The 23,971-nt window shown below is 69.9% G+C and carries 18 protein-coding genes; 4 read left to right on the forward strand and 14 right to left on the reverse strand.

The window, feature by feature from the left end:
- Positions 1 to 65: 65 nt before the first annotated feature.
- From FKR81_RS37115 to FKR81_RS37165, 12 genes are all read right to left on the reverse strand, one after another.
- Positions 66 to 1,490 (reverse strand): GH1 family beta-glucosidase, encoded by a 1,425-nt coding sequence (locus FKR81_RS37115; RefSeq protein WP_146358939.1) that lies wholly within the window; start codon positions 1,488 to 1,490, stop codon positions 66 to 68.
- A gap of 20 nt (positions 1,491 to 1,510) precedes the next feature.
- Positions 1,511 to 2,338, reverse strand: a complete 828-nt coding sequence (locus FKR81_RS37120) for a carbohydrate ABC transporter permease (protein WP_146358941.1) — start codon at positions 2,336 to 2,338, stop codon at positions 1,511 to 1,513.
- Positions 2,338 to 3,201 carry a sugar ABC transporter permease gene (locus tag FKR81_RS37125; RefSeq protein WP_328593185.1) on the reverse strand — a complete coding sequence of 288 codons (864 nt, stop codon included), beginning with the start codon at positions 3,199 to 3,201 and terminating at the stop codon, positions 2,338 to 2,340. Before FKR81_RS37125 ends, FKR81_RS37120 begins: the two co-directional genes overlap by 1 nt.
- A 119-nt stretch (positions 3,202 to 3,320) precedes the next feature.
- Positions 3,321 to 4,595, reverse strand: a complete 1,275-nt coding sequence (locus tag FKR81_RS37130; protein ID WP_146358942.1) for an ABC transporter substrate-binding protein — start codon at positions 4,593 to 4,595, stop codon at positions 3,321 to 3,323.
- Positions 4,596 to 4,886: 291 nt separating this feature from the next.
- Positions 4,887 to 7,400, reverse strand: a complete 2,514-nt coding sequence (locus tag FKR81_RS37135) for an ABC transporter permease (RefSeq protein WP_146358944.1) — start codon at positions 7,398 to 7,400, stop codon at positions 4,887 to 4,889.
- Complete coding sequence (locus tag FKR81_RS37140; RefSeq protein WP_146358946.1) at positions 7,400 to 8,152, reverse strand: ABC transporter ATP-binding protein; 753 nt, start codon at positions 8,150 to 8,152, stop codon at positions 7,400 to 7,402. Before FKR81_RS37140 ends, FKR81_RS37135 begins: the two co-directional genes overlap by 1 nt.
- Positions 8,153 to 8,267: 115 nt before the next feature.
- On the reverse strand, positions 8,268 to 11,231 hold the full coding sequence (locus tag FKR81_RS37145; protein WP_146358948.1) for a helix-turn-helix transcriptional regulator: 2,964 nt from the start codon (positions 11,229 to 11,231) through the stop codon (positions 8,268 to 8,270).
- Positions 11,232 to 11,242: 11 nt separating this feature from the next.
- On the reverse strand, positions 11,243 to 11,401 hold the full coding sequence (locus FKR81_RS44040; protein WP_186763392.1) for a hypothetical protein: 159 nt from the start codon (positions 11,399 to 11,401) through the stop codon (positions 11,243 to 11,245).
- Between the two features lie 98 nt (positions 11,402 to 11,499).
- Positions 11,500 to 14,346, reverse strand: coding sequence for an AfsR/SARP family transcriptional regulator (locus FKR81_RS37150; RefSeq protein WP_146358950.1), 2,847 nt, complete (start codon positions 14,344 to 14,346; stop codon positions 11,500 to 11,502).
- A 335-nt stretch (positions 14,347 to 14,681) separates the two neighbouring features.
- Positions 14,682 to 15,326: a DedA family protein gene (locus FKR81_RS37155; protein ID WP_146358951.1), complete on the reverse strand. Its 645-nt coding sequence runs from the start codon at positions 15,324 to 15,326 to the stop codon at positions 14,682 to 14,684.
- 96 nt (positions 15,327 to 15,422) lie between these two features.
- Positions 15,423 to 15,617, reverse strand: a complete 195-nt coding sequence (locus FKR81_RS37160) for a DUF397 domain-containing protein (RefSeq protein WP_146358953.1) — start codon at positions 15,615 to 15,617, stop codon at positions 15,423 to 15,425.
- Between the two features lie 18 nt (positions 15,618 to 15,635).
- Positions 15,636 to 16,484, reverse strand: coding sequence for a helix-turn-helix domain-containing protein (locus FKR81_RS37165; RefSeq protein WP_146358955.1), 849 nt, complete (start codon positions 16,482 to 16,484; stop codon positions 15,636 to 15,638).
- Positions 16,485 to 16,645: 161 nt separating this feature from the next.
- Here FKR81_RS37165 and FKR81_RS37170 point away from each other — a divergent pair, with 161 nt between their 5' ends.
- The 3 genes from FKR81_RS37170 to FKR81_RS37180 all read left to right on the forward strand — a co-directional run bounded on the left by FKR81_RS37170 (position 16,646) and on the right by FKR81_RS37180 (position 20,271).
- A complete protein-coding gene (locus tag FKR81_RS37170) occupies positions 16,646 to 16,984 on the forward strand; it encodes a hypothetical protein (protein WP_146358957.1) in 339 nt (112 codons plus the stop codon).
- 282 nt (positions 16,985 to 17,266) lie between these two features.
- Entirely contained in the window at positions 17,267 to 19,498 is a 2,232-nt protein-coding gene (locus FKR81_RS37175; RefSeq protein ID WP_146358959.1) for a SulP family inorganic anion transporter, read from the forward strand.
- A gap of 5 nt (positions 19,499 to 19,503) precedes the next feature.
- Entirely contained in the window at positions 19,504 to 20,271 is a 768-nt protein-coding gene (locus tag FKR81_RS37180; RefSeq protein ID WP_146358961.1) for an APH(3') family aminoglycoside O-phosphotransferase, read from the forward strand.
- Here FKR81_RS37180 and dacB read toward each other — a convergent pair.
- Positions 20,268 to 21,749 carry a D-alanyl-D-alanine carboxypeptidase/D-alanyl-D-alanine endopeptidase gene (dacB, locus tag FKR81_RS37185; protein ID WP_146358963.1) on the reverse strand — a complete coding sequence of 494 codons (1,482 nt, stop codon included), beginning with the start codon at positions 21,747 to 21,749 and terminating at the stop codon, positions 20,268 to 20,270. The two genes, FKR81_RS37180 and dacB, sit on opposite strands and share 4 nt — an antisense overlap.
- Complete coding sequence (gene gndA, locus FKR81_RS37190; protein ID WP_146358965.1) at positions 21,746 to 23,179, reverse strand: NADP-dependent phosphogluconate dehydrogenase; 1,434 nt, start codon at positions 23,177 to 23,179, stop codon at positions 21,746 to 21,748. The genes dacB and gndA overlap by 4 nt, the downstream gene beginning before the upstream one ends.
- Positions 23,180 to 23,260: 81 nt before the next feature.
- Between gndA and FKR81_RS37195 the strand changes: the two genes are divergently transcribed.
- Positions 23,261 to 23,548, forward strand: a complete 288-nt coding sequence (locus tag FKR81_RS37195; RefSeq protein ID WP_146358967.1) for a DUF2218 domain-containing protein — start codon at positions 23,261 to 23,263, stop codon at positions 23,546 to 23,548.
- The last annotated feature ends 423 nt before the right edge of the window (positions 23,549 to 23,971 follow it).

The following is a 23,971-nucleotide window of genomic DNA, read 5'->3' on the forward strand; positions in this document are numbered from 1 at the left end:
CGATGTCCTGAGAGCGCTCTCACACGCAGGACTATCCGCGTGTGAGAGCGCTGTCCCCAGGGGTGTTAGACCTGGTAGCCGTCGGACGGCAGACCGTTGTGCCTGATGATGCGCGACAACGTGGCCGCCGACTCCTTGATCGTGCGCTGCTGCGTCTCGTAGTCGACGTGCACGATCCCGAACCGCTGGCTGTACCCGGCCGCCCACTCGAAGTTGTCGAGCAGCGACCACGCCAGGTACCCGCGCACGTCCGCGCCGTCCGCGATGGCGCGGTGCACCGCGCGCACGTGGTCGACGAGGTAGCGCGTGCGTTCCGGGTCGACGACGCGGCCCATCTCGTCGACGGTGTCGGGGAACGCGGAACCGTTCTCCGTCACGACGAGCGGCAGCCCGCCCGCGTCGCGGGACAGCCGGACCAGCAGCTCGGCGAAGGCGTCGGCGTTCTGCTCCCAGCCGAACCCGGTCAGCGCGCCGCGCGGCGGCAGCAGTTCGACCCCGCGCAGACCGGCGAAAGGTCCTTCGGTGACAACGTCGTCAGCGGCAGGTGCGACCCGTGCCGGTGCGTAGTAGTTGACCCCGAGCCAGTCCAGCGGCGCGGCGATGACGTCCAGGTCGCCGTCGCGGATCACCCGCTGCCAGTCGCCCAGCCACGCCGTGTCCTCCAGCACGTCGGCCGGGTAGCCGCGCCCGACCACCGGGTCGAGCAGGACGCGGTTCTGCAGGCCGTCGACCTTGCGCACCGCCTCCTGGTGCGCGGGCGTCGCGGCGTCCGCCCACACCTGGCTGAAGTTCAGCACCAGCGAGATCTTGTGGTCCTCCGGTGAGGACTCGCGCAGCGCCGACGCCGCCAGGCCGTGACCGAGCAGCAGGTGGTGCGCGGCCTCCAGCGCCTCCTTCGGGTTCACGACACCCGGTGCGTGGATGCCGTTGCCGTACCCGAGGAACGCCGAGCACCACGGTTCGTTCAGCGTCGTCCAGTCCGAGACCCGGTCGGCGAGTCGCGTGTGGACGTGCGTCGCGTACTCGGCGAACCGGTAGGCGGTGTCGCGGTTGCGCCAGCCACCCGCGTCCTCCAGGGCCTGCGGCAGGTCCCAGTGGTAGAGCGTGACCAGCGGCCGGATGCCGGACGCCAGCAGCGAGTCGACGAGGCGGTCGTAGAAGTCGAGGCCGCGCTCCTCCACCGCGCCCGCGCCCGTCGGCTGGACCCTCGGCCACGCCACGGAGAACCGGTACGCCGCCAAGCCCAGCGAGGACATGAGCTCGACGTCGGACGCGTAGCGGTGGTAGTGGTCGCAGGCCGGCTCGCCGGTGTCGCCGCCGAGCACCTTGCCCGGTGTCGCCGAGAAGGTGTCCCAGATGGACGGTCCGCGGCCGTCCGCTGTGGTCGCTCCCTCGATCTGGAACGACGCGGTCGCCGCTCCCCACAGGAAGTCCGGCGGGAACCTCAACAGGTCCCGCCCGACCTCCACGTCCGGGTCGGTTGTCGTCATGAACTCACCCCTCGCCTACCTCATCCCTTAAGGGCGCCCTGCATGATCCCGCCGACGATCTGGCGGGAGAGCAGGACGAACAGCCCGATGACCGGCAGCACCGCGAGCGAGGCTCCGGCCAGCATCAACGAGTAGTCGGTGTAGTAACCACTGGCCAGCGCGGACAACGCGACCTGCACGGTCGGGCTGTCGTTGGGGTCCAGCACGATCAGCGGCCAGAAGAAGTCGTTCCACGCGGTCATGAACGTGAACATGCCCATGACCGCCGCTTGTGGCCGTACAGCGGGAAAAGCGACGTGCCAGAAGGTGCGCAGCACCGAGCACCCGTCGACCCGCGCCGCCTCGATCAGCTCGTGCGGGACGGTCTCCTCGCACGCCTGACGCATCCAGAAGACCGCGAACGAGCCGATCAGCGCGGGCACGATCACCGCCTGCAGCGTGCCGTACCAGTCGAGGTCCGACATCAGCATGTAGAGCGGGATGACACCCAGCTGCGTCGGCACCATGGACGTGCCGACGACGATGAGGAACAACGCGTCCCGGCCGCGGAACCGCAGGCGCGCGAACGCGAACCCCGCGAGCGAGCCGAGCACGACGTTGGACAGTGCGACCGTCGTCGACACGATCAGCGAGTTCTGCATGGCGAGCCAGAAGTCGACCGTGTCGAAGACGCGGGTGATGTTCGCCACCAGGTTGCCACCGGGCAGCAGTGGTGGCGTCGCGTCGCCGAGGACCGAGTTGTCCTTGGACGCCACGACGAACGAGAAGTACAGCGGGAACACCGACGCCGCGAGGATGGCGGTGAGCACGCCGTACAGCAGGAAGCCCGGCCGCTTGGTCACACCCATCACCCCTTCGACGCGATGCGGCGCGCCAGCCGGAAGTTGACGAGTGCGACGACCAGCACCAGCAGGAAGAGCATCCAGGCGATGGCGGCCGAGTAGCCGGCGTCGAACAACCGGAAACCCTTCTCGTACAGGTACATGACGAGCGTCTGGAACTGGCGGTCCGCGCCGCCGGTGCCGAGCGCCGTGCCGCCGGGGTCGAACAGCTGCGGCTCGGCGAACAGCTGGAGGCCGAAGATCGTCGACGTGACGACGGTGAACAGGATCGTCGGCCGGATCGACGGAACCGTGATGGCCCAGAACATCCGCCAGCGCGAGGCGCCGTCGAGCATCGCGGACTCGTACATGTCCTTCGGCACCGACTGCATGGCCGCCAGGTACAGCAGCGCGTTGTAGCCGGTCCACCGCCACATCACCATCGAGCTGATGGCGAGGTGCGACGCCCACGTCTCGGCGCGCCAGTCGACCGGGTCGATCCCGACGAGGCCGAGCACGTAGTTCACCATGCCGAAGTCGCGGCCGTAGAGCTGCGCGAACACCAGCGCCACCGCGGCGACCGAGATGATGTTGGGCAGCAGCACGCCCGCGCGCCAGAACGCCTTGGCGCGCAGCCCGCGGTCGAGCATGGCGGCGAGCCCGAGTGCGGCCAGCAGCTGCGGCACGGTCGACAGCACGAACAGGCTGAGCGTGTTGAACAGCGCGTTCCAGAAGTGGCTGTCGGACAACAGCTGCGTGTAGTTGGCCAGTCCGACGAACCCCTGGTCGCCGTCGATCAGCTCCCAGTCGTGCAGCGACACCCACGCGGTGAACAGCAGCGGGTAGAGCCCGAACACACCGAAGATCAGGAAGAACGGCGCAATGATCAGGTACGGGGTGTACTTGCCGTCCCATCGCCCGAGCGCGTCACGCCACGTGCGCTTCGGCGGTTCCGGAGGCACCACCGAGGCGGCCGGGACGGCCGCCTCGGTGTGGTTGCGCAGCACCGTCACTTGACGGCGTCCTGCGCTTCCTTCAGGGCCTGCGCGTACGCCTCAGCGGCAGGCTGCTTCCCCTGTTCGACGCGTTGCAGCGCGTTGTTGAAGACCGGGGTGACCTTCGAGTCCTTGCTGCCGCGGTAGGTCGGCTTGAGGCTGTCCGCGGAGCTGCCGAAGATCTGGCCGACGGGCGCCTTGTTGAAGTACTCGTTGATCGTGGCCGTGACCTCGGTGTCCTTGTACACCGACGGCTGGCTCGGCAGGTTGCCGGTCTCCTTGAAGATCCTCTTCTGCGCGTCGGGCGAGGTCAGGAACTTCGCCAGCTCGTACGCCTCCTTGGCGTGCTCGCCCTGCTTGGGAACGGCCAGGAACGAGCCACCCCAGTTGCCGCCACCGCCGGGCGCGGTCGTCACGTCCCACTTGCCAGCCGCACTGTCACCGGCACCCGCCTTGATGAGCGCGAGCGACCAGGCCGGGCAGGTGGTCGTGGCGAAGGAACCCTGCTTCAGCGCGACGTTCCAGTCCTGGCTGAACGGCTCGAGCGCGTTCGTCTGCTTCTTCGTGCCGAGCGACGCAGCCTGGTCGAACGCCTGCTTGACCTTGTCGTTCTTCTCGACGATGAACGAGTCGTCCGACTTGGCGAAGTAGCCCTCCTCGGTCTGGTCGAGGATGGCCTTGTAGACGTTGCGCGACGTGTCGACGAACTTCACGTCCGGCGTCTTCGCCGTGAACGTGTCCGCGACCTTCGCGTAGTCCGCCCACGTCGGCCACAGCTTGGCGACCTCGGCGCGGTCGGTCGGCAGCCCGGCGAGCTCGAACAGGTCGCGCCGGTAGCAGAGACCGAGGCTGCCCATGTCCGTGCCGAGGCCGAGGACGAAGTCACCGTTGTCCGTGGTGCCCTGGTTCCACTTCCAGTCGGCCCACTGGCTCTTCAGGTCCTTGGCGCCGAAGTCGGCCAGGTTGGCGAACTTGTCCTTCGAGGCGCGGAACTGCGCGACCGCGCCTTCCTCGATCGCGACGATGTCCGCGGCACCGCGTCCACCGGCCAGCTGCGTGGCCAGCTGCGTGTGGTGCTGCTCCATCTTCACCTTGCGCTGCTCGACCTCGATGTTCGGGTGAGCCGCCTGGTAGTCCTTGATCAGGTTGTCGTACCCGAAGTCGGAGAACAGTCCGATCGACAGCTTGATCTTGCCGTCGCTCGTGGCACTGCTTCCACCGCCGCATCCTGCCGCGGCGAGTACCACAACCAGGGTCGCAGCGACGCTGCAGACCAGCCTTCTGCTCATCCGTCCTCCTCGACGACACGCCCGATGAGAGCGCTCTCACACTCAACGCACAGTCGTGAAGTGTCAAGCGATCGACATCGATCCGTAACTTAGTCAGCGACCTCGTTGCGGCGCACAGTAACGAACGGTTTCCGCAACGTAGCAAAAAGAGGGGTGGCCCGGCCCTCGCTCGGGCCACCCCTCACACACATAGAGGGCATCTCGGTACGAAAGTGACGCGCCCTCGGAGAAAAAGTCGGGGCCCGCTCTCCCCCCGAAGGAGAGCGGGCCCCTGGTGCACCGGGCTCCCTCTTAGGCCTCAGCCATCCCGGCGACGACTGACGTTCGAGCTGCCCTGCGGGCCGGCATCGCGGCCGCCAGGATCGCGGCGATCACGGCCGCCACCAGCATCGCGCCGATGGTTCCGTAGGGAACGGCGAAGGTGAGCGTGAAGTCCTTCGTCGACATGGCGGTCGTGATGACCCACCCGAAGCCGACCCCGAGCACCAGCCCGATCGCGGCACCGAAGAGCGCCATGAGGATCGACTCCACGACCAGCATCTGGCGCAGCTGGCCCCTGGTGAGGCCGAGTGCCCGCAGCAGCGCCGACTCGCGGGTCCGCTCCAGCACCGAGAGCGTCAGCGTGTTCGCGATGCCGAAGAGGGCGATGATCACGGCCAGTCCGACGAGCGCCCAGATGAACGCCAGCACCTTGTCGATCTGGTTGTTGAGCTCGGCCTTGGTCTCCGCGGCGGTGTTGAGGGTCGCGACCGACGAGGTGGCGACGACCTTCTCCAGCGCGGCGCGGCCGGCCGCGGCGTCGACGCCCGGCTTGAGCTTGACCATGACGTCCTCGTAGCCGGTGATCGGCTCCTTGGCGGCCTGCTTGGCGGTGTTGAGCGTGATGATGCCCTCGCCGAAGTCCTGGCCTTTGATGAGCGCGGCCACGGTCAGCTGCTTGCCCTGGACCGTGAGCTTGTCACCGAGCTTCCAGCCCGCCTTCTCCGCGGACTTCTGCTCCAGCGCGATCTGGTCGTCCTTGAGGCCGGTCACGGAACCGGACACGACCTCGGGCCGCACCAGGTCTCCCAGCGCGTCCGGGGACTCACCGAAGAGGTACAGGAACTTCCCGTCCGCCGTCTCCACCGGCACGCTGACCTGCGGTGCGGCCTTCGCCACCTCGGGCACCGCGGCCAGCCTCGCGGCGAACTCCTCGGTGAGCGGCGAGGTGTAGACCGCCGAGCTGACCGTGAAGTCGGCGGGGAAGCGCTTGTCCACCTGGGCGTTCGCGGTCTCGCGGCCGCTGTTGCCGACGACGGTGACCATGCTGACGATCGTCACACCGATCATCAGCGCTGCGGTCGTCGCGGCGGTGCGCTTGGGGTTGCGGCCCGCGTTGGCGGATGCCAGCTTGGCGGGCACGCCGCTCAGCGCCTTGCCGAACAGGCGGTTGACCGGGCCGACCAGCACCGGCCCGAGCAGCAGCACGGCGAGCAGCACGACCATCGTGCCAGCGCCGGTGACGAGCATCGCCGCTTCCTGCTCGAGCGTCGTGCCGAAGTAGGTGACGCTGCCACCGATCAGCGCGACGACGATCGCGAGGACGATGCGCAGCTTGCCTGTGCGGGCGACCTCGTCGTGGCTGTCGGGCTGCGACCGCAGTGCCGCGATCGGCGCGACCGACGTGGCGCGGCGGGCGGGGAACAGCGCGGCGAGCACCGTGACGACAACGCCGACGCCGAACCCGGCGAGCACCGTCGTGAGCGTCATCGGCAGGCGGATCGCGATGTCACCGCCGTCTTCCATCGCGCCGATGGCCCACTGCAGGCCCGCCGACACACCCAGTCCGCCGAGCAGGCCGAGCACCGACGCGACGAGGCCCATGAAGAGCGCTTCCGCGAGCACGCTGCGGAAGACCTGACCGCGGGCGGCGCCGACGCAGCGGAGCAGCGCGAGCTCCCTCGTGCGCTGGGCGACCAGGATCGTGAACGTGTTGTGGATGACCATCGCGGCCACGACCAGCGAGATGAGCGCGAACGCGAGCAGAAACATCTTGATCTGCCCCGCCGAGTCCGCGACCTGCGAGAGGGTCTTCGCGGTGAGCTCCTCGCCGGTGATCACGTCGTACGTGGTGCCGAGCGAGGCCTTGATGTTGTCCACCAGCTGCTGCTGGCTCACGCCGGGTGCGGCGACCGCCGCGACCTCCCAGATCGACAGCTCCGGCACGACGGCGCGCATGCCGTCCGGGCTCACGATGACGCTGTCGCGGCCGCTGATGGACGCGCTGCTGACGCCCTGCTGGTAGGTGCCGACGACGGTGAACTCGTGCTCACCGGCCTGCTTGTCCAGCAGCTTGATCTTGCTGCCGACCTGGAGCTTCGCGGTCTGCGCGGTCTTGACGTCGATCGCGGCCTCGGTCGCGGACTGCGGGAAGCGGCCGTCCTTGATGTCGACGTCGCGCAGCTTCTCCGTGGTGGGCAGCGGGCTGATCAGCGCGTTGCGCGCCTTGCCGTCGGCACCGATGAGCGCCGCACCGGACGTCTCCCTGCTGTCGGCACCCGCGACACCGTTGATCTTGCGGATCTTGTCGATGGTGTCCGGGGTGATCTTCTGGACGTCGTTGGCCGCCACGTTGTCGGTCTTCGGCTGCACGACCGCGTCGACGTTGCGGGCGCTCTTGGCGAAGTCCTCACGGGTCTGCGCCTCGAGCGCGTCGCCGAGCACGAGCGTGCCGGTCACGAAGGCGACGCCCAGTGCGATCGCCACCGAGGAGAGGATCAGCCGCGCGGTGCGGGCACGGAGGCCCGCGAGGATCGTGCGCAGCATCACGCCCCCAGCCGCGTGAGCGCGGAGATGACCGACTGCGCGGTGGGCTCGTGGATCTCACCGGCGAGACGACCGTCGGCCAGCAGCACCACGCGGTCGGCGTAGGAGGCGGCGACCGGGTCGTGCGTCACCATGATCACGGTCTGGCCGAGCTTGCGCACGGACATGCGCAGGAAGTCCAGCACCTCGGCGCCGGAGCGCGAGTCCAGGTTGCCGGTCGGCTCGTCCGCGAAGATCACCTCGGGCCGTGCGACGAGCGCACGGGCGCAGGCGACGCGCTGCTGCTGGCCGCCGGACAGCTCGGTCGGGCGGTGGCTGAGCCGGTCGCGCAGGCCGAGCACGTCGACGATCGTGTTGAACCACTGGCGGTCCGGCTTGCGGCCGGCCAGCTCGAGGCCCAGCAGGATGTTCTGCTCGGCGGTGAGCGTCGGCAGCAGGTTGAACGCCTGGAACACGAACCCGATCCGGTCGCGGCGGAGCTTGGTGAGGTCGCGGTCGTTCAGCCGCGTGATCTCGGTCTGTCCGATGTGGACTGCGCCGCTGTTCACGTTGTCCAGCCCGGCGAGGCAGTGCATGAGGGTCGACTTGCCGGAGCCGGACGGCCCCATGATGGCGGTGAACCTGCCCGCCTGGAAGGCCACGTTCACGCCGTCGAGCGCACGGACCGCCGTGTCGCCCTTGCCGTAGACCTTCACCAGGTTGTTGGCGGCCGCGGCCGTCCGGGTCCCGACCTCGGAAACCAGTGCAGACATTGTCAGCCCTTCTCGTCTTCGTCTTGTCGACGAGAAAGGTATGAACCGAGTGAGTACGCGGACATCAACTCCGCGGCCACTTCGGCATCAGCCCTGAGGATGACGCCGCGTACGCCTACGGTTCGAGCAGTCCCCTGTCGTACGCGATCGCCACGGCCTCGGCCCGCCTGCTCGCGCCCAGCTTGGCCATGATGCGGCTGAGGTGAACGCTCACCGTCTTCTCGCTGATGTACAGCTCCTCGCCGACCTCGCGGTTGGTGCGGCCGAGTGCGACGAGCCCCAGCACGGACCGCTCGCGCGGGGTGAACAGGTCGAGGTGCTCGCGGGGTGCGGGCGCGTCCGACTTGAGGGTGATGCGGGCGCGCTTCGCGGTCTGCTCGACGGCGGAGGCAAGCGGTTGCGCACCCAGGCGTTCCGCCACCTCACCGGCGAGTCGCAGCTGCTCAGCGGCCTCGTCGCGACGATCGGTGCCGAGCAGCGCCTCGGCGAACCGCCAGCGGCACAGCGCCTGCTCGTAGACGAACCCGAAGCCGAACGCGTCGACCGCCGCTAGCCACAGCTCCGGGTCGCCGCCGCCGGTGAGCCTGCTCTCCTCGGCGATCGCGCGCGCCAGCCAGGCCCGTCCCTCCGGGCCGAGCGCGCCCAGCCGCGGCACACCGCGTTCGGCGGTGATCCGCGCGTGCTGGGTGACCGCGCGGCCGGCCTCGACCGCCGCGCGTTCCGCCTCGGTGTCCCGCTTGCGCCGGGCCTTGGCGGCGAGCTCCGCGTACCCGGCGGCGCCGAACGCGCCGATCCTGATGCCCGCGAGGATCCACTCGCCACCGGCCCTGCGGGCCCACTCGAGCGCGTCCTCGACGCGTTCGACCGCGAGCTCCGGCCGTCCGCGCCAGATCGCCAGCTCGGCGCCCGTGCCACCGGTGATCAGGGCGATCTGGATGTCGCGGTGCCAGTCGTTGCGCAGCTGCGTGGTCATCCGCTCGGCCTGGGCCAGCTCTCCCCTGCTCACCGCGAGGTGCGTGCCCGCGGCGGCGAGCCTGGCCTGGACCGTGCTCGACACCGGCGTGCCGGGCGGGGTCGCGGCCCACGCCGCGTACTCCCAGTCGCCCGCGTAGTAGTGCACGAGCACCTGGAGCACCCTGATCTCGAAGCCGAACGTGCTCCACTCGAGTCCGTAGTCGCGGGCCCGGTCGCCCGCCTCCTTGTAGACCTTGGACGCCTCGTCGAGCACGCCCTGCTCGTAGTAGTCCAGCCCCAGGTAGTACATGGCGCGCAGCTCGGTGCTGACCGCCTCGACCTCACGCGCGCACTCGACGGCCTCACGGAAGTGCTGCCGCGCCTGTTCGACCTGGCCGAGCCGGCCCTCGGCGATGCCCAGCGACGCCAGCGCGTCGGCCACCGCGCCGTTCGCCCCCACCGCGCGTGCGTCCGCGACGGCCTGCTCGGCGTAGTCGCGCGCCTCGTCGTTGCGGCACTGGTAGCGCATGGCCGAGCTGAGCCCGCTCAGCACCCGCGAGCGCGTCGCGCTGGCCGGCCGGTCACGCATGATCTTCCACGCCTGCTCGATCGCCGTGTAGTGCTCGTCCTCGGTGCCGTCGACGGTGGACAACGCCTGCGCGAGCCGCTTGAGCACCTCGGCGGCTTCCTCCGGCTGGTTCTCCGGGTCGATGAGCTTCGTGGCGCTGCGCGCGAACGCGATGGCGCGCTCGGGCTGTCCCGCCGTGCCCGCGACCCACGAGGCGCGCCGCAGCAGCGTCATCTCGTCCACATCGGACGGACGCTGGCCGGCCGCGTCCCACAGCTTCAGCGCCTGTTCCAGGTAGCGCAACGACTCCGCGGGTGCGCCGGCGCGTTCCGCCTCGCGCGCGGCCTTGATCGACGCGTCGAGCGCCAGCGGCAGGTTGTGGCTCTCCAGCCCGTGGTGGGCGAGCGCCGCGGCGGCTCCGCGTTCGTCGGGGCTCTCCGCGAGGTGCTTGGCGTACGCGCCGTGCAACCGGACCCGTTCGCCCGGCAGGAGGTCGCCGTACACGGCTTCCCGCAGCAGTGCGTGGCGGAACGAGAAGACCTCGTTGTCGTCGACGACGAACACGTGGTGCTGCACGGCCTCGCGCAGCGCGGTGTCGAGCGTGATCTCGTCGAGGTTGGCGACCGTCCTGAGCCGGTCGTGCCGCACCCGGCGCCCGCGCACGGACGCGACCCGCACGACGTGCTGAGCCTCGGGGCTGAGCCGCTCGATCCGGCTGAGCAGCACGTCGGCGAGCGCCGACGGCAGGCTGTCCGGCTTGCAGGTGGCGGCGGCGATCAGTTCCTCGGCGAAGAAGGCGTTGCCCTCGGAGCGTTCCGCGATCTGCCGCACGACCTCGGTCGGCAGGTCGTCGCTGAGCATCTCCACGAAGGACTTCGAGTCGGCCGCGTTGAACGGCGGCAGGTCGAGCCGGTCGACGGCGGGCAGCCGGACCAGCTCGGACAGCAGCGGCCGCAGCGGATGGCTGCGGTGCAGATCGTCGCTGCGGTACGTGCCGACGACGAGCATCCGCTGGTTCTTCAAGCGGGACAACAGGAAGGAGAACAGGTAGCGGGTCGAGGCGTCCGCCCAGTGCAGGTCCTCGACGATCAGCAGCAGCGTCTGGTGCTGCGACAGCTCGGACAGCAGCCCGTGCACCGCGTCGAACAGCTGGAGCTGGCCGACGTCCTGCTCGGGCCTGCGGCCGGGGTTGAGCGCGGGCGACACCGCGCCCTCGCTGCGGTCGCGCATCTCGGGCAGCTGCAGGCTCGGCATCAGCATCGCGAGCGCCGGCCGTTGCGTGAGGTCGGCGGTCGTCTGGCTGAGTGCCTCGGCGAACGGGAGGTAAGGCAGCCCCGTCTCACCGACGTCGAGACAACGCCCGGTCAGCACCAATGCATCCGTGCCGTTGGCGAGCTCCTCCATGATGCGCGTCTTGCCGACGCCCGCGTCACCGGCGAGCAGCACGGCCCCCGCCGTGCCCTTGCTCGCGAGCTCGAGGGCGGCACGCAGTCGCTTGAGTTCCCGACCACGTGCCACCAGCGGGATTCCGGAACCGAGGCGCGCCACGGGAGGCATGTTTCCACACCTCAGGCGGCGTTGCGGCCCTCATGGCGCGGCTCGGGAATGCGATGGGTCACTCGGTACCACCAGCTCGGCTGACGGTTCGAACGGCGGTAGTCGCGGACAGCGTGCTCGCGGCGGTAGTCGATCTCCGCTTTGATCGCTTCCGGGGTCCACTCGGTCATGTCGTGCTCCTCAGGTCGTTTTCCGCTGACCATGAGGTTCCTGCTGAGGGTGGACCCCTTGCATCCGACGATCACGCAGTCCGAGCCCGTCGGATCCCTTACCCCACCGCCGACACGGCGCGAGCACGCGCCAGCCGACCCCTTACCTCGTCCGCCTCGGGTGCGTTGAGCTCGGTGAACAGGGCCAACGCCCGCTGCCAGTGCGCGACCGCCCCGGCGGCACCGAGCCGGTCGAACACCATCGCGAGCCGGTCGTGCGCCAGTGCCTGGTGGTAGGGCGACACGGCGTCGCAGGCCACAGCGAGCGCGGTCCGCGCACTGGCCATCGCCTCGTCGTACTCGCCGGTCTCCAGCAGGGCGGTGGCCAGGTCGACGAGACAGGCCGACTCACCGCACTGCTCCTCGACCTCGTGGTACATCCGCAACGCGACCCGCAGCCACGGCTTGGCGTCGCCGTAGCGGGCCGTCGCCAGGTAGAGGCGGCCGAGGTGGTGGTGGGCGTTGGCCTCGGCCCACTTGGACCCGGCCGCGCGGCTCACCTCCATGGCCTCGCGGTAGTGCGCCTCCGCCTCCTGGCTGCGACCGAGGTCCTGCAGCGTGTTCGCGACCGTCGTGAGCGCGCGGGCCTGCTGGTGAACGTCCCCTTTGGACCGGGCGACCTCGAGCGCTTCCCGGTGCGAGGACAGGGCTTCCTCGAACCGCTCGAGCTGCAGCAGCGCGACGCCGAGGTTGAACAGCATCACGAACCGCGCGTCCGCGTCGTCGAGCATGGTGGCGGCCTGGAGCGCGGACTCCGTGCTGCGCAACCAGGTTTCACGTTCGGTGCGCAGCCAGAAGAAGCGGGACAGGGTGTACGGCAGCTGCCAGGCGTGCACCAGCCAGTCGGACGCGAAGGCGAGCTCGGCGGCGGCGATCAGGTTCGCGCGCTCGGCGTCGAACCAGGCCATCGCGTCCGCCGCGCCGGACAGCGTCGGGACGTGGCGGGGGCGGTACTTGGGCTCGATGAGAACGCTGCCGCGGTTGATCGGCAGCAGCTCGTCCGCGATGTCCGCGCAGTGCAGGTAGTAGTCGAGCATGCGGCCGGTCGCCGACGTCCGCTCCGGCTCGGGCAGCTCGTCGGCGAGCGTCTTGGTGTAGACGCGGATCAGGTCGTGCGCGACGTAGCGGCCCGGTTCGCCGACGGTCAGCAGGTTCGCCGCCGTCAACGCGTCCAGCGCGCGTTGCGCCTCGACCAGGCCGACCTCGCCCATGGCGGCCACCACGTGCGGTGTGAGCGCGGAGCCGGGGTGCAGGCCGAGCACGGCCAGCAGACGCGCTGGCGTGGGCGCCAGGGCCCGGCGCGAGGCATCCAGGGCCGCGCGCACCGTGCCCTCGCCGTCCTCCAGTCCGAGCGCGGCGAGACGGCCGTGCTCGTCCTGCAGTTCCGCGACGAGCTCGGACACCCGCAGCTTCGGTGACACGGCCAGGCGAGCGGCGGCGATGCGCAGCGCCAGGGGCAGGCCGTCGCACAACGCGGCCAGCGACCGCAGCGCGGGCATGTCCAGCTCGCTGTGCGAGCGGCCCGCGATGCGGCCCAGCACCTCGACGGCGGCATCGCGGTCGAGCATGTCCAGCTCGACCAGGCGCGCCTCGACCTGGGCGACGAGCCCGACGAGCCTGCGGCGCGACGTGACGACCACGCACGACGGCGCACCCGGCAGCAGCGGCAGCAGGTCAGCCGAGCCGCGGACGTTGTCCAGCATCACGAGCATCCGGCGGTCGGCCAGCATGGTGCGCAGCAACGCCGACCGCTCGTCCACCGACACCGGCAGGTCCGTCGCGGGCACGCCGACGCCGCGCAGGAACCCGTTCAGCACCTCGCCGATCTCCAGCGGCTCGCGGTTCGGGTCGTAGCCGTGCAGGTCCGCGTACAGCTGGCCGTCCGGGAACTCCTCGCGCACCCGGTGCGCCCAGTGCGAGGCGAGCGCGGTCTTGCCGACACCGGCGGGGCCGGTCACCACGAGCACGAGGCCGGGGTTCTCCGCGAGGAGCACACCCATGTGCGCGAGCTCGGCGTCGCGGCCGATCAACGTGCCGGGCGCGCGCGGCAGCTGCGCGGGAACGGTCGGTGGCGGTGCCGTCTCCACGGGCGGTGGTGGCGGCGCGACGCGCAGCACCGGGCGTTCCGGCTCGGGGCTCTCCCCCGCGAGCACGGCCTGGTGCACGCGGCGCAGTTCGGGACCGGGCTCGACGCCCAGCTCGTCGATCAGCACGCGACGCGCCTCGCGGTACGCGGCCAGCGCCTCGGCCTGACGGCCCGCCTGGCACAGCGCGCGCATCAGCAGCCCGTGCCCGCGCTCGCGCAACGGGTGCTCGGCGACCACCGCGCTGAGCTGGCCGACCAGCTCACCGCCCTGGCCGATCGCGAGCCCGAGCTCGGCGCGTTCCTCGACGATCGCGAGCTTGCGCTCCACGAGCCGCCCGCGTTCGACGTCCGCGAAGAAACCACCGAGACCACCGAGCGGCTCGGCGCGCCACAGCGCCAGCGCCTCGTCCAGCTCGACCGCGGCCGCGTCCAGCTCACCGGCCGCGCGCAGCTTGTGGGCCGCGGTCACCTTCTGCTCGAACAGGTCGAGGTCCAGCGCACCCGGCTCGACCCGCAGCAGGTAGCCGTCGCCGACCGAGGTCAGCAGCTCCGCGGGCGCGCGCCGGGCGCGACTCGGCTCCAGTGCGCGTCTCAGCCCGGCGACGTAGGTCTGGACCAGGTTGACCGCGCTGCTGGGCACGGCATCGCCCCAGACCGCCTCGATGATCTGGCCGCGACTGACCGGGGTGTTGCGCGCCAGCAGCAGCACGGCGAGCACCGCGCGCTGTTTGGCCGCCCCGAGGTCAACCTCGTGACCAGCTCGAATCACCCGGAGAAGGCCGAGAACCTCGAACCGCAGGGGTTCCTCGACGTGCGTCACCGACCTGTCCTTCGCCGCAGGGCCGCGATGGAGCTCGTGATCACTTCAGTCCGGCTCCAGTCGTGCTGTAGAACGCATTCTTACGCTAAGCGTGTCCAACCAACCACAGACGGCGAGATCGACAGCCAAGCTGAGATCAAGCAGTCCAAGGAGGTTGGGCCAGACGGCGGATCTTCCGCTCGTCTCCATGATCGACGTGGGTCGGCCGGCGTGCAAGGGGCATCCAGCCCGCGGCGGCGGAACGCCGGCCGGCTCACGTCCCCTAAGTCGAAGGCCCCGCCCATCCCACCGGGCGGGGCCTTCGCTGTGTTTGGCGGCAGTTGGGCAACCGTCGATCAGACGCGTTCGAGCGGGCGAGCCTCCTCGACAGCAGCGGCCCGGCGGCGCTTGCGCACCCACAGGGCGACCCCGGCTACGGCGAGCGCGCCGAAGAGCACCCAGCTGACCTTGCCCAGCGTCGCCTCGATGTACTTCGCCGAAGCCCCGGCCGCGGCACCGATCCCGATGTGCAACCCGGACCAGGCGACGGCACCGGCGGCTGCCGCGGGCAGGAACCGGTGGAACTCCAGCCCCGAAGCGCCGGCGCTGGCCGGCGTGAGAGTCCGGACGACCGGCAGGAACCGCGCGAAGAACACCGCGATCGGTCCGCGCCTCCGCAGCAGCTCCCCCGCCCGGTCCCAGTGCTGGACGCCGATCTTGCGGATGAGCCTGGTCTCCCGCAGCCGGTCGCCGTACTTCCGCCCGATCGTGTACCCGATGCAGTCACCGGCGATCGCGCACACCGACACCACGAGCCACAGCACGAGGAAGCGGGGCACGGACACCGCGGTCGTCGCCGCGATCAGCAGCCCCGACTCTCCCGGCGCGATGAACCCCAGCCCGAGCGTGCACTCCGCGAGCACCAGCAGACCGGTGGCCGCGACGACCGCCGGTTGCGGCAACGCCGCCAGGCCTTGGAGCGCGTCCGTCAGCAACGCCATGAGAAATCCCCCTTCGGTGAACGGCGTTAGTTCACCAAAGGGGGATTTCGGTGCACATCAGACTCCGGGCCGGAGTGATATCAGACCCAGGTCGTACTAGCGGGCGACGAAATCACCCGACTTGGCTGCCGAAAGGAAACTGGTCCATCCCGGTGTGCCGAAGTCCAACCGTCCTCCGAACGCGTTCTTCGAGTCGCGCACGGCCGCTCCGGCCGTGATCATCGCGATCTCGACGCAGTCTGGTCCGGCTGCGGACGAACGCGTGCTCTTGCGCCAGTTCAGGCTTTCCACTGCTGTTCACTCCCGGTCCTACGCGAGAGCGCGAGCGATATCCGTGATCAGGACGGACGAATCCTCGGGACTCAACGCAGTCGTCACGAGACGCTCGAACATCTCTGCGTACCTTTGGACGTCAGTTGGCTGCTCCAAATAGACGCCGCTTCTAGTGCTTTCGATGTATACCACGTCCGGATCGAGCTTCTCGGGAAAGGCCAGGATCACGAACGGGCCATCCATCCCAGCGTGACCGCCCGCACTGAAAGGGACGATCTGAAGGGTGACGTTCACGAGAGAACCGACTTCGAGGAGTCGCTTCATCTGCGAGCGCATCACCGATCGGCCGCCGACGAGCCTGCGCAGGGCGGCTTCGTCGATCACGACGTGCAGGCGCAACGGGTCTTCCTCGTACAGCAGCGCCTGCCGCGCGGTGCGCAGCGCGACGCGCCGGTCGATCTCGGCCTTCGTCGCCGAGGGCAGCACCTCGGAGATCAACGACCTGGTGTACGCCTCGCACTGGAGCAGGCCGGGGATCATGAGTCCCTGGTAGGTGCGCATGGCCTCGGCGTCGGCCTCGTAGCCGACGTAGCGGCCGGGCACGATGTCACCGAACTCGTCCCACCACGCCTTGCGGCGCGCCTCCCTGGCCAGCTGGACCAGCTCTTCGAGCGTTTCGTCATCAGCGCTGTAGGCGGTGAGCATGTCCCGCACGTCGCGCGGGCTCACCCCCACCCGTCCGGTCTCGATCCGGCTGATCTTGGAAGCCGAGCACTCGAGCCGCTCTCCGACCTCCTCGATCGTCAGCGAAGCCTCCTCCCGCAGCCTGCGCAGCTCGGAAACGAGCCTGCGCTTGCGCAGGGTGGGACTGCTTCCCCGTGCCATGAACGCACCTTCCGCGAAGAGCCAGCACAGCCACGGGACAGTTTCGACGCAAAAGACCGGCGAGGCAAAGCGACGTCATCCATTCGTGTAGTGCAACTTGCAGATCAAGCGTCGCGGGCAGCACGCTGCCCTTGGCAAACCCTGCGAGGAGGCGACACCCGATGGAGAGCGGCGAGCATTCCGGAGCCGTCACAGTCTTCCGTCAGCTGGACCGGTCGTTGCACGACCACCTCGCCACACTCGAAAGCCTCGCCCGACGCGGTGACGACCAGACCGCCGTCGTGCTCGCCCGCAACGAGCTCCCCCGCGTCGTCGCCGTCGTGCGCGCGCTGCTCGACGAGCATCACCCGGACGAGCACGGCCGCTGCCCCACGTGCCGGCGCGGCTGGTGGAGCCGCCGCATGCCCGCGCCGTGCCGCGCGTACCTCAGCGCCCAGCTGTGCCTGACGCTCGCCGAGCAGGAGCCGTCGCACGGCAAGCACCTGCGCCGCGTCGGTTAACCAGGCGTAACCGCGAGTACCAAGATCACCCCGGTTGGCTGACATTAGTGCAATCGGGCCGGTGTGACCGTCATCATGGTGACGGCGACGCGGCCAGATTCCCGCCGACACGGAGGTGCACACCCGTGCCGACACACGAGCACCGCGCCGCGGCCGAGCCGAAGCTCGCGGCCGTCCGGCAGCGTTCCCCGCTGCGCTTAGGACGCTTGTAGCCCACTTCTCATGACCTCACGCCCCGTACTCGCGGGGCCATGTCGTGCGCCCAGCAGAAGGAAGATCAACATGAACAACCCGCACCCGAACAGGTCCCACGCAGGCGAGCACACCACGGCCGGACCTCCGCCGAGAGTCGTGACGCTGCTGCGCCACGACCTGCCGGCCTCGTTCGTGATCTTCCTGATCTCCATCCCGATCTCGCTCGGCATCGCGGTCGCCACGGGCGCACCGCTGATCGCCGGAATCGTCTCCGCCGTCGTCGGCGGTGTTGTCGTCGGAGCCCTCAGCGGAGCACCGCTGCAGGTGAGCGGACCGGCGACCGGCCTGGTCGTGATCACCGCCGGCCTCGTCGCCCAGTACGGCTGGCCCGCGACGGCCGCCATCACCCTCGCCGCCGGACTGCTGCAGATCGCGCTGGGCCTCACCGGCATCGGCAAGCTCGCGCTCTCGCTCTCCCCCGCCGTCGTGCACGGCATGCTGGCCGGCATCGGCATCTCGATCGCGGCGGGCCAGCTCGTCGTGGTGCTCGGCGGTTCCGCGGCCAGCTCGGTGCTGGCGAACCTGGGGCGGTTGCCCGCGGAGCTGGGCAGCACGCACATCGGCTCGCTCGTCGCGGGCACCGTCACCGTCGCCGCGATGCTGCTGTGGCCTCGGGTGCCGCGCTCGTCGCTCGTCCCGGCGCCGCTCGTCGCGGTCGGCGCGGGCACGCTGGTGACCGTCCTGCTGCCGCTCGACCTCGCGCGGGTGTCCCTGCCCGGCCACCCGCTGGACCAGATCGTGCTGCCGGAGATGCCGCGCGGCAGCGTGGCAGGCGTCGTCGCGGCCGTGGTGACCGTGGCGCTGGTGGCGAGCGTCGAGTCGCTGCTGTCCGCCGTCGCCGTCGACAAGCTGCACGACGGTCCCCGCGCGAAGCTCGACCGCGAGCTGATCGCGCAGGGCACCGGCAACGCCATCGCGGGCGCGCTCGGCGGCCTGCCCATCAGCGGCGGCATCGCACGCAGTTCCACGAACGTCGCCGCGGGTGCGCGGACGCGCAACTCCGCCGTGCTGCACGGGATCTGGATCGCGGTGTTCGTGATCGCGCTCGGCAGCGTGCTCGAGCACATCCCGCTCGCCGCGCTCGCCGGCGTGCTGCTGGTCGTCGGCGTGCGGCTCGTGTCCGTCGCCCGCATGCGAACCCTGTTGCGGCACAGGGAGTTCGTCGTCTACCTCGCGACCGTGCTCGGGGTCGTCGTCTTCGGGCTGCTGGAGGGCGTCGTCTTCGGTCTCGCGATCGCACTGCTGCGCGCGCTGGTCCGGCTGACGCACTGCTCGGTGCGCGTCGACGGCGACCGCGTGTGCGTTCGCGGCTCACTGGTGTTCCTCGGCGTCGGCAGGCTCCTGCGCGAGCTGCGGCGCATCCCCTCCGGGCGCGAGATCGTGCTGGAGCTGCACGTCGACTACCTGGACCACGCCTCGTACGAGGCGATCAACGATTGGCGCGAGGGCTACGAGCGCCTCGGCGGCCGGGTGGAGGTCGACGAGGTGCACGACACCTGGTACGACCGCGCGCACCAGGGCAAGCCGGGGCGGCGCAAGACGTTGCCCGGTCCGCTGCCGCGCTGGTTCGCCCCGTGGTCGCACTGGCAGGGCGGCGCCGTGGTGGCGTTGCCGGCGCAGCGCGGTGAGAGCGACCCGATGCTCAAGGGCATGCACGAGTTCGAGCGCCGGTCGGCGGCGCTGGTGCGCCCGTTCCTCGCCGAGCTCGCGGCGCAGGGGCAACGCCCGCAACAGCTGTTCATCACCTGCGCCGACTCCCGCGTGGTGCCGAACATGATCACCACGTCCGGTCCGGGTGACCTGTTCTGCCTGCGCAACATCGGCAACCTGGTGCCCTCGTACGGTTCGGACGACCGCTCGGTCGGCGCGGCCGTCGAGTTCGCCGTGGAGTCACTCGGCGTCACGACGATCGTCGTGTGCGGACACTCGGACTGCGGCGCGATGAAGGCGCTCGTGAAGGGCTCGGCCACGCGCGGCTCGCACCTGCACACGTGGCTGCGCAACGCCGAGCCGTCGCTGATCCGGTTCCACGAACCGTCGGCGCCCGGCTGCGCGGACCTGCCCATCACCGACCGGCTGGCCGTCGCGAACGTGGCGCAGCAGCTGGACAACCTGCTCGGCTACCCGAGCGTACGCGAGGCGATCGCGTCGGGCTCGGTGTCGCTGGTCGGGATGTACTTCGACATCTCGCAGGCCCGCGTGTACCTGGTGAACCCGGACCGCAACGCCCTCGAGCCCGTGCCCGCCCCCGCTCACTGATCGCCATGGGGGGAGCTTCACGGCGGTCTGCGCTGGGAAAGCTCCCCCCATGGCAGGCTGGTGGGGTGTGGGAGCTGGTGACGGGCGGGATGTCCGGGGCGCGGGTCAGCAGGCGCGACGGCGTGTACCGCAAGGAGTCCGACGACCCCGGCATCGACCTGGCCGGTGAGGGCGAGCGGCTGACGTGGTTGCGGGAGCACGGCATCCCGGCCGCCGAGGTGCTGGAGTGCCGTCCCGGACTGCTGGTCACGGCAGAAGTGCCCGGCCGGTCGGCCGCTTCCCCGTGGCCCGCCGAGTCACGGCCGCTGATCATCGACGCGCTGGCCGACCTCGCGCGGGCGTTGCACGCGCTGCCGGTCGACGACTGCCCGTTCGACCGGACGCTGGCGGTGACCGTTCCCGCGGCGCTCGAGTCCGATGTGGACCTCGACGACCTGGACGACGAACGGCTCGGGTGGAGCCGGGAGGACCTGGTCGCCGAGCTCCTCGCGACCAGGCCTCCCGACGAGGATCTCGTGGTGTGCCACGGAGATCTGTGCCTGCCGAACGTCGTCTTCGACCCGACGACGCACCGGGTGTCCGGCGTGCTCGACGCCGGGCTCCTCGGTGTCGCCGACCGCTGGGCCGACCTCGCCATCGCCACCAGGTCGGTGGCGGGCGAGCTCAACCCGCAGTACCGCCCGGAGCACGCCGACCGCTTCCTCGCGCGGTACGGCATCGCGCCGGACCCGGTGAAGACGACCTTCTACCGGCTGCTGGAGGAGTTCTCCTAACAGGCCTTGATCCAGCTGCACTCGACGTCCGCGCGTTCGTCCGGACGGTCGGGCACGGTCTGGATCGTGGCGACGGACTGACCCTTCACGTCGTTGGCGAGGCGGATGGCGATCCGGTCCTCGACCGACTTGAGATTGGTCGGGATGAAGTTGTTGAACACCATCGAGAACACGAGCTGCCGCCCGTCGGCCGTCGTGACGTAGCCCGAGAGCGCGGTCACTCCGGTCATCGAGCCGGTCTTGGCGTGCACGTTCTTCTCCGCCTTGGTGCCCTTCATGCGGCTCCTGAGCGTGCCGTCCACACCGGCGATCGGCATCGCCTCGTACCAGTCGGAGAACCACGGCTTCGTGCGCGCCGCGACGAGCAGCGACGACAGCTGGTCCGGCGACATCTGGTCCATCCTGGACAGTCCGGAACCGTCCTCGACGTACAGCGTCGCCGGGTCGATGCCCAGCCCGGCGAGCTTGGGGCGCAACGCGGCGCGCCCGCCGTGCCAGCTGCGTCCCGCGGTCTTCACCAGCACCTCGGCCAGCATGTTGTTGCTGTCCTTGAGCAACGGCCTGATCATCTCGCGCAGCGGCATCGAGTCGTGCGACGCGACCGGCTGCGCCTTCGCCGGGACGGCACGCGACTCGGTGCCGCCGACGATGAAGACACCCTTGTCCCGCAACGCGCTCCGGAACACGTCCGCGACCAGCCCGCTCGGGTCGTGCACGGTCACCGTGTCCGCGGTCGGCACAGTGGTCGCGCCGCTGACCGTGATCACGTTCGTGCCGTGCTCGCGGTCCAGGTTGATGCTGCCGGTTCCGGTCGTGGCCTTGTTGACGACCTTCACGTGCGAGGTCGGCGGGTCGAGCTCGACCTGGACGGGCTGGCCCGCCGCACCCGGCTTGACGCGCACCAGGATCGTGCCCGCGCTGAACTCCGGGTCCGGCGACAGCGTCAACGCCGATGTTTCCGCGTTGTACGCATAGGGTTCGTCGTCCCACGCCCAGCCGAGCGCGTAGGGCTGGTCGTCGAACGCGGTGTCGTCGATGACGAGCGCGCCGGTGACGACCTTGATCCCGCTCGCGGCCAGCGTCGCGGCGAGGTCGCGGTAGTCCTTCGGCGACGTCGTCGGATCGCCGGTCCCCCGCAGGTACACGTTGCCGCGCACGGTGTTCCCGATGCGCACGCCGTCGGTGAGGACGTCCGTGCGCCACCGGTGCTCGGGCCCGAGTGCGTCGAGCGCGAGCGCCGTGGTGAGCATCTTCAGGTTCGACGCGGGCTGCGCGCGGCTCGCGCTGCCGCTGCTGAAGACGACCTCACCGCTCGCCGCGTCGCGCACGACGAGCCCGGCCTGCGCGTTGCGCAGCCCGGGAGCGGTGAGAATCGCGCTGAGGTCGCGCCCCAGCTGGTCGCCGTCCTGCGCGACGGCACCGCCGCCACCGGACGTGAGGAGCAGACCAGCCAGGGCGAGGAGAGCTGTCCGTCTCACGCCTCGATCTCCGTGCGGTCACCCGACCACAGCGTGTGGAAGCTGCCCGGCTTGTCCGTGCGCCGGTAGGTGTGCGCGCCGAAGAAGTCGCGCAACCCCTGCACGAGCGAGGCGGGCAGGCGCTCCGAGCGCAGCGCGTCGTAGTACGCCAGCGCGGACACGAAGCCCGGCGTCGGCACACCCGACTCGACCGCGCGCACGGCCACCCGTCGCCACGCCGCTTCCGCAGCCTTCACCGCGTCGCTGAAGTAGCCGTCGACGAGCAGGGACGCCAGCTCCGGGTTCGCGTCGTACGCCTCGCGGATCCGGTTGAGGAACCGGGCCCGGATGATGCAGCCGCCGCGCCAGATCGTCGCCATGGCACCGAGGTCGATGTTCCAGTCGTAGTTCTTCGACGCCTCGCGGATCATGTCGAAGCCCTGCGCGTACGCCACGACCTTCGACGCGTACAGCGCCTGCCGCACGTCCTCGACGAGCTGCTCGTCCGGCTTCGCCACGACCTCGTGCGCGCCCAGCGCCTCGCGCACCGCCTTGCGCTGCTCGATGTGCCCGCTCAGGCTCCGCGCGAACACGGCCTCGGCGATGCCGGTGACCGGGACGCCGAGCTCCAGCGCCTCCTGCACCGTCCAACGCCCGGTGCCCTTCTGCTCGGCGGCGTCCTCGATCTTGTCGACGAGCGCGCCGCCGGTGCTGTCGGTGTGCTTGAGCACCTCGGCGGTGATCTCGATCAGGTACGACTCGAGGTCGCCTTCGTTCCACTGCTTGAAGACGTCGGCGAGCTGCGCGGGCGTGTGCCCACCCACGCGGCTGAGCAGGTCGTACGCCTCGGCGATGAGCTGCATGTCCGCGTACTCGATACCGTTGTGCACCATCTTGACGAAGTGCCCGGCACCGTCCGGCCCGACGTGCACGCAACACGGCTGCCCGTCGACCTTGGCCGCGATCTCCTCGAACACCGGCCCCACGTGCACGTACGACTCGGCGGGCCCGCCGGGCATGATGCTCGGCCCGTTCAGCGCGCCTTCCTCACCACCGGAGATGCCGGCGCCGACGAAGAGCAGCCCCTTCGCCTTCAACGCGGCTTCCCTGCGACGCGTGTCCGCGTAGTGCGCGTTACCCCCGTCGATCACCATGTCCCCAGGCTCGAGCAACCCGGACAGCTCGTCGATGACGGCGTCCGTCGGCCCTCCCGCCTTGACCATGATGATGATCTGCCGCGGCTTCTGGAGGCTCGCGACGAGCTCCTCCATCGTCTCGGCCGCGACGAACTCACCTTCGTGCCCGTGGTCCTCGACCAGCGCCTTGGTGCGCGTGGGAGTCCTGTTGTGGACGGCCACCCGGAACCCGTGACGCGCCAGGTTGCGCGCGAGGTTGCTACCCATGGTGGCGAGTCCGGTAACGGCGATTCGCGCCGTGCCTTCCGTAGTCATGCGGGACAGCTTGCCCTTGTCGGTGTGAGATCGCGAGAAATCACAGGATGTTCTTAGGGTGAATCGAGTTAGGGTGACCTTATGAGCGACTTCACCAGTTCCGGGTCCGCCGCTACCGAGCGACCCGAGCGCTACGGATCTCAGCTGGTCAAGCACTTCACGCACAAGGATCTACCGGGGTCCTGGGAGGACGGACGAGGCTTTGTCGAGTTCTCGCTCGGGACTGCAGAGTTTTCGGTTGAACCAGGTGCGCTGAATATGCGTATCGCGTCTTCTGACGCTGAGTCACTGGACAAGTTGCGGGATGTCGTGGAACGGCACCTGGTCCGGTTCGGCGCACGCGACGAGCTGTCCGTCGTCTGGGCCTGAGGCCGGGTTGGCCTGACGGCGGGAGCGCTTTCACTGGCGCGTGGGGCGGGCGGCTCAGGTCGCCCCGCGTCGGGGTTCCGAGGCGCGACTCTTGTCGCCTGCTGCCGAGGCCCCGAGGCTCGGCTCAGCTGCCTGCCGTCGGGGTGCCGAGGCTCGGCTGCCGGTCTCGTCGGAGCCGAGCTCTGTGCTTGGCTGCCGGTTCTCGTCGGGGCTGGGGTTCTTTGCCTGGCTGCCGGTTTCGCTGGGACTGGGTTCTTAGCTTGCTGTGGCTGTGGTGTTTCGCTGTCGTGGGTTGCGTCGCGCCTTCGGCGCAGCGATTGGGCCTTGACTTGGGGCCCCTCGCGGCGTGGTGGGCCGGCTCCGCCGGCAGGGAAGGGAACCTGCCGGCCGTTGAGGTGTACCACGCCGCACCCCAAGTCAAGG

Origin of the sequence: Lentzea tibetensis (assembly GCF_007845675.1) — a bacterium.
Lineage (GTDB): Bacteria > Actinomycetota > Actinomycetes > Mycobacteriales > Pseudonocardiaceae > Lentzea > Lentzea tibetensis.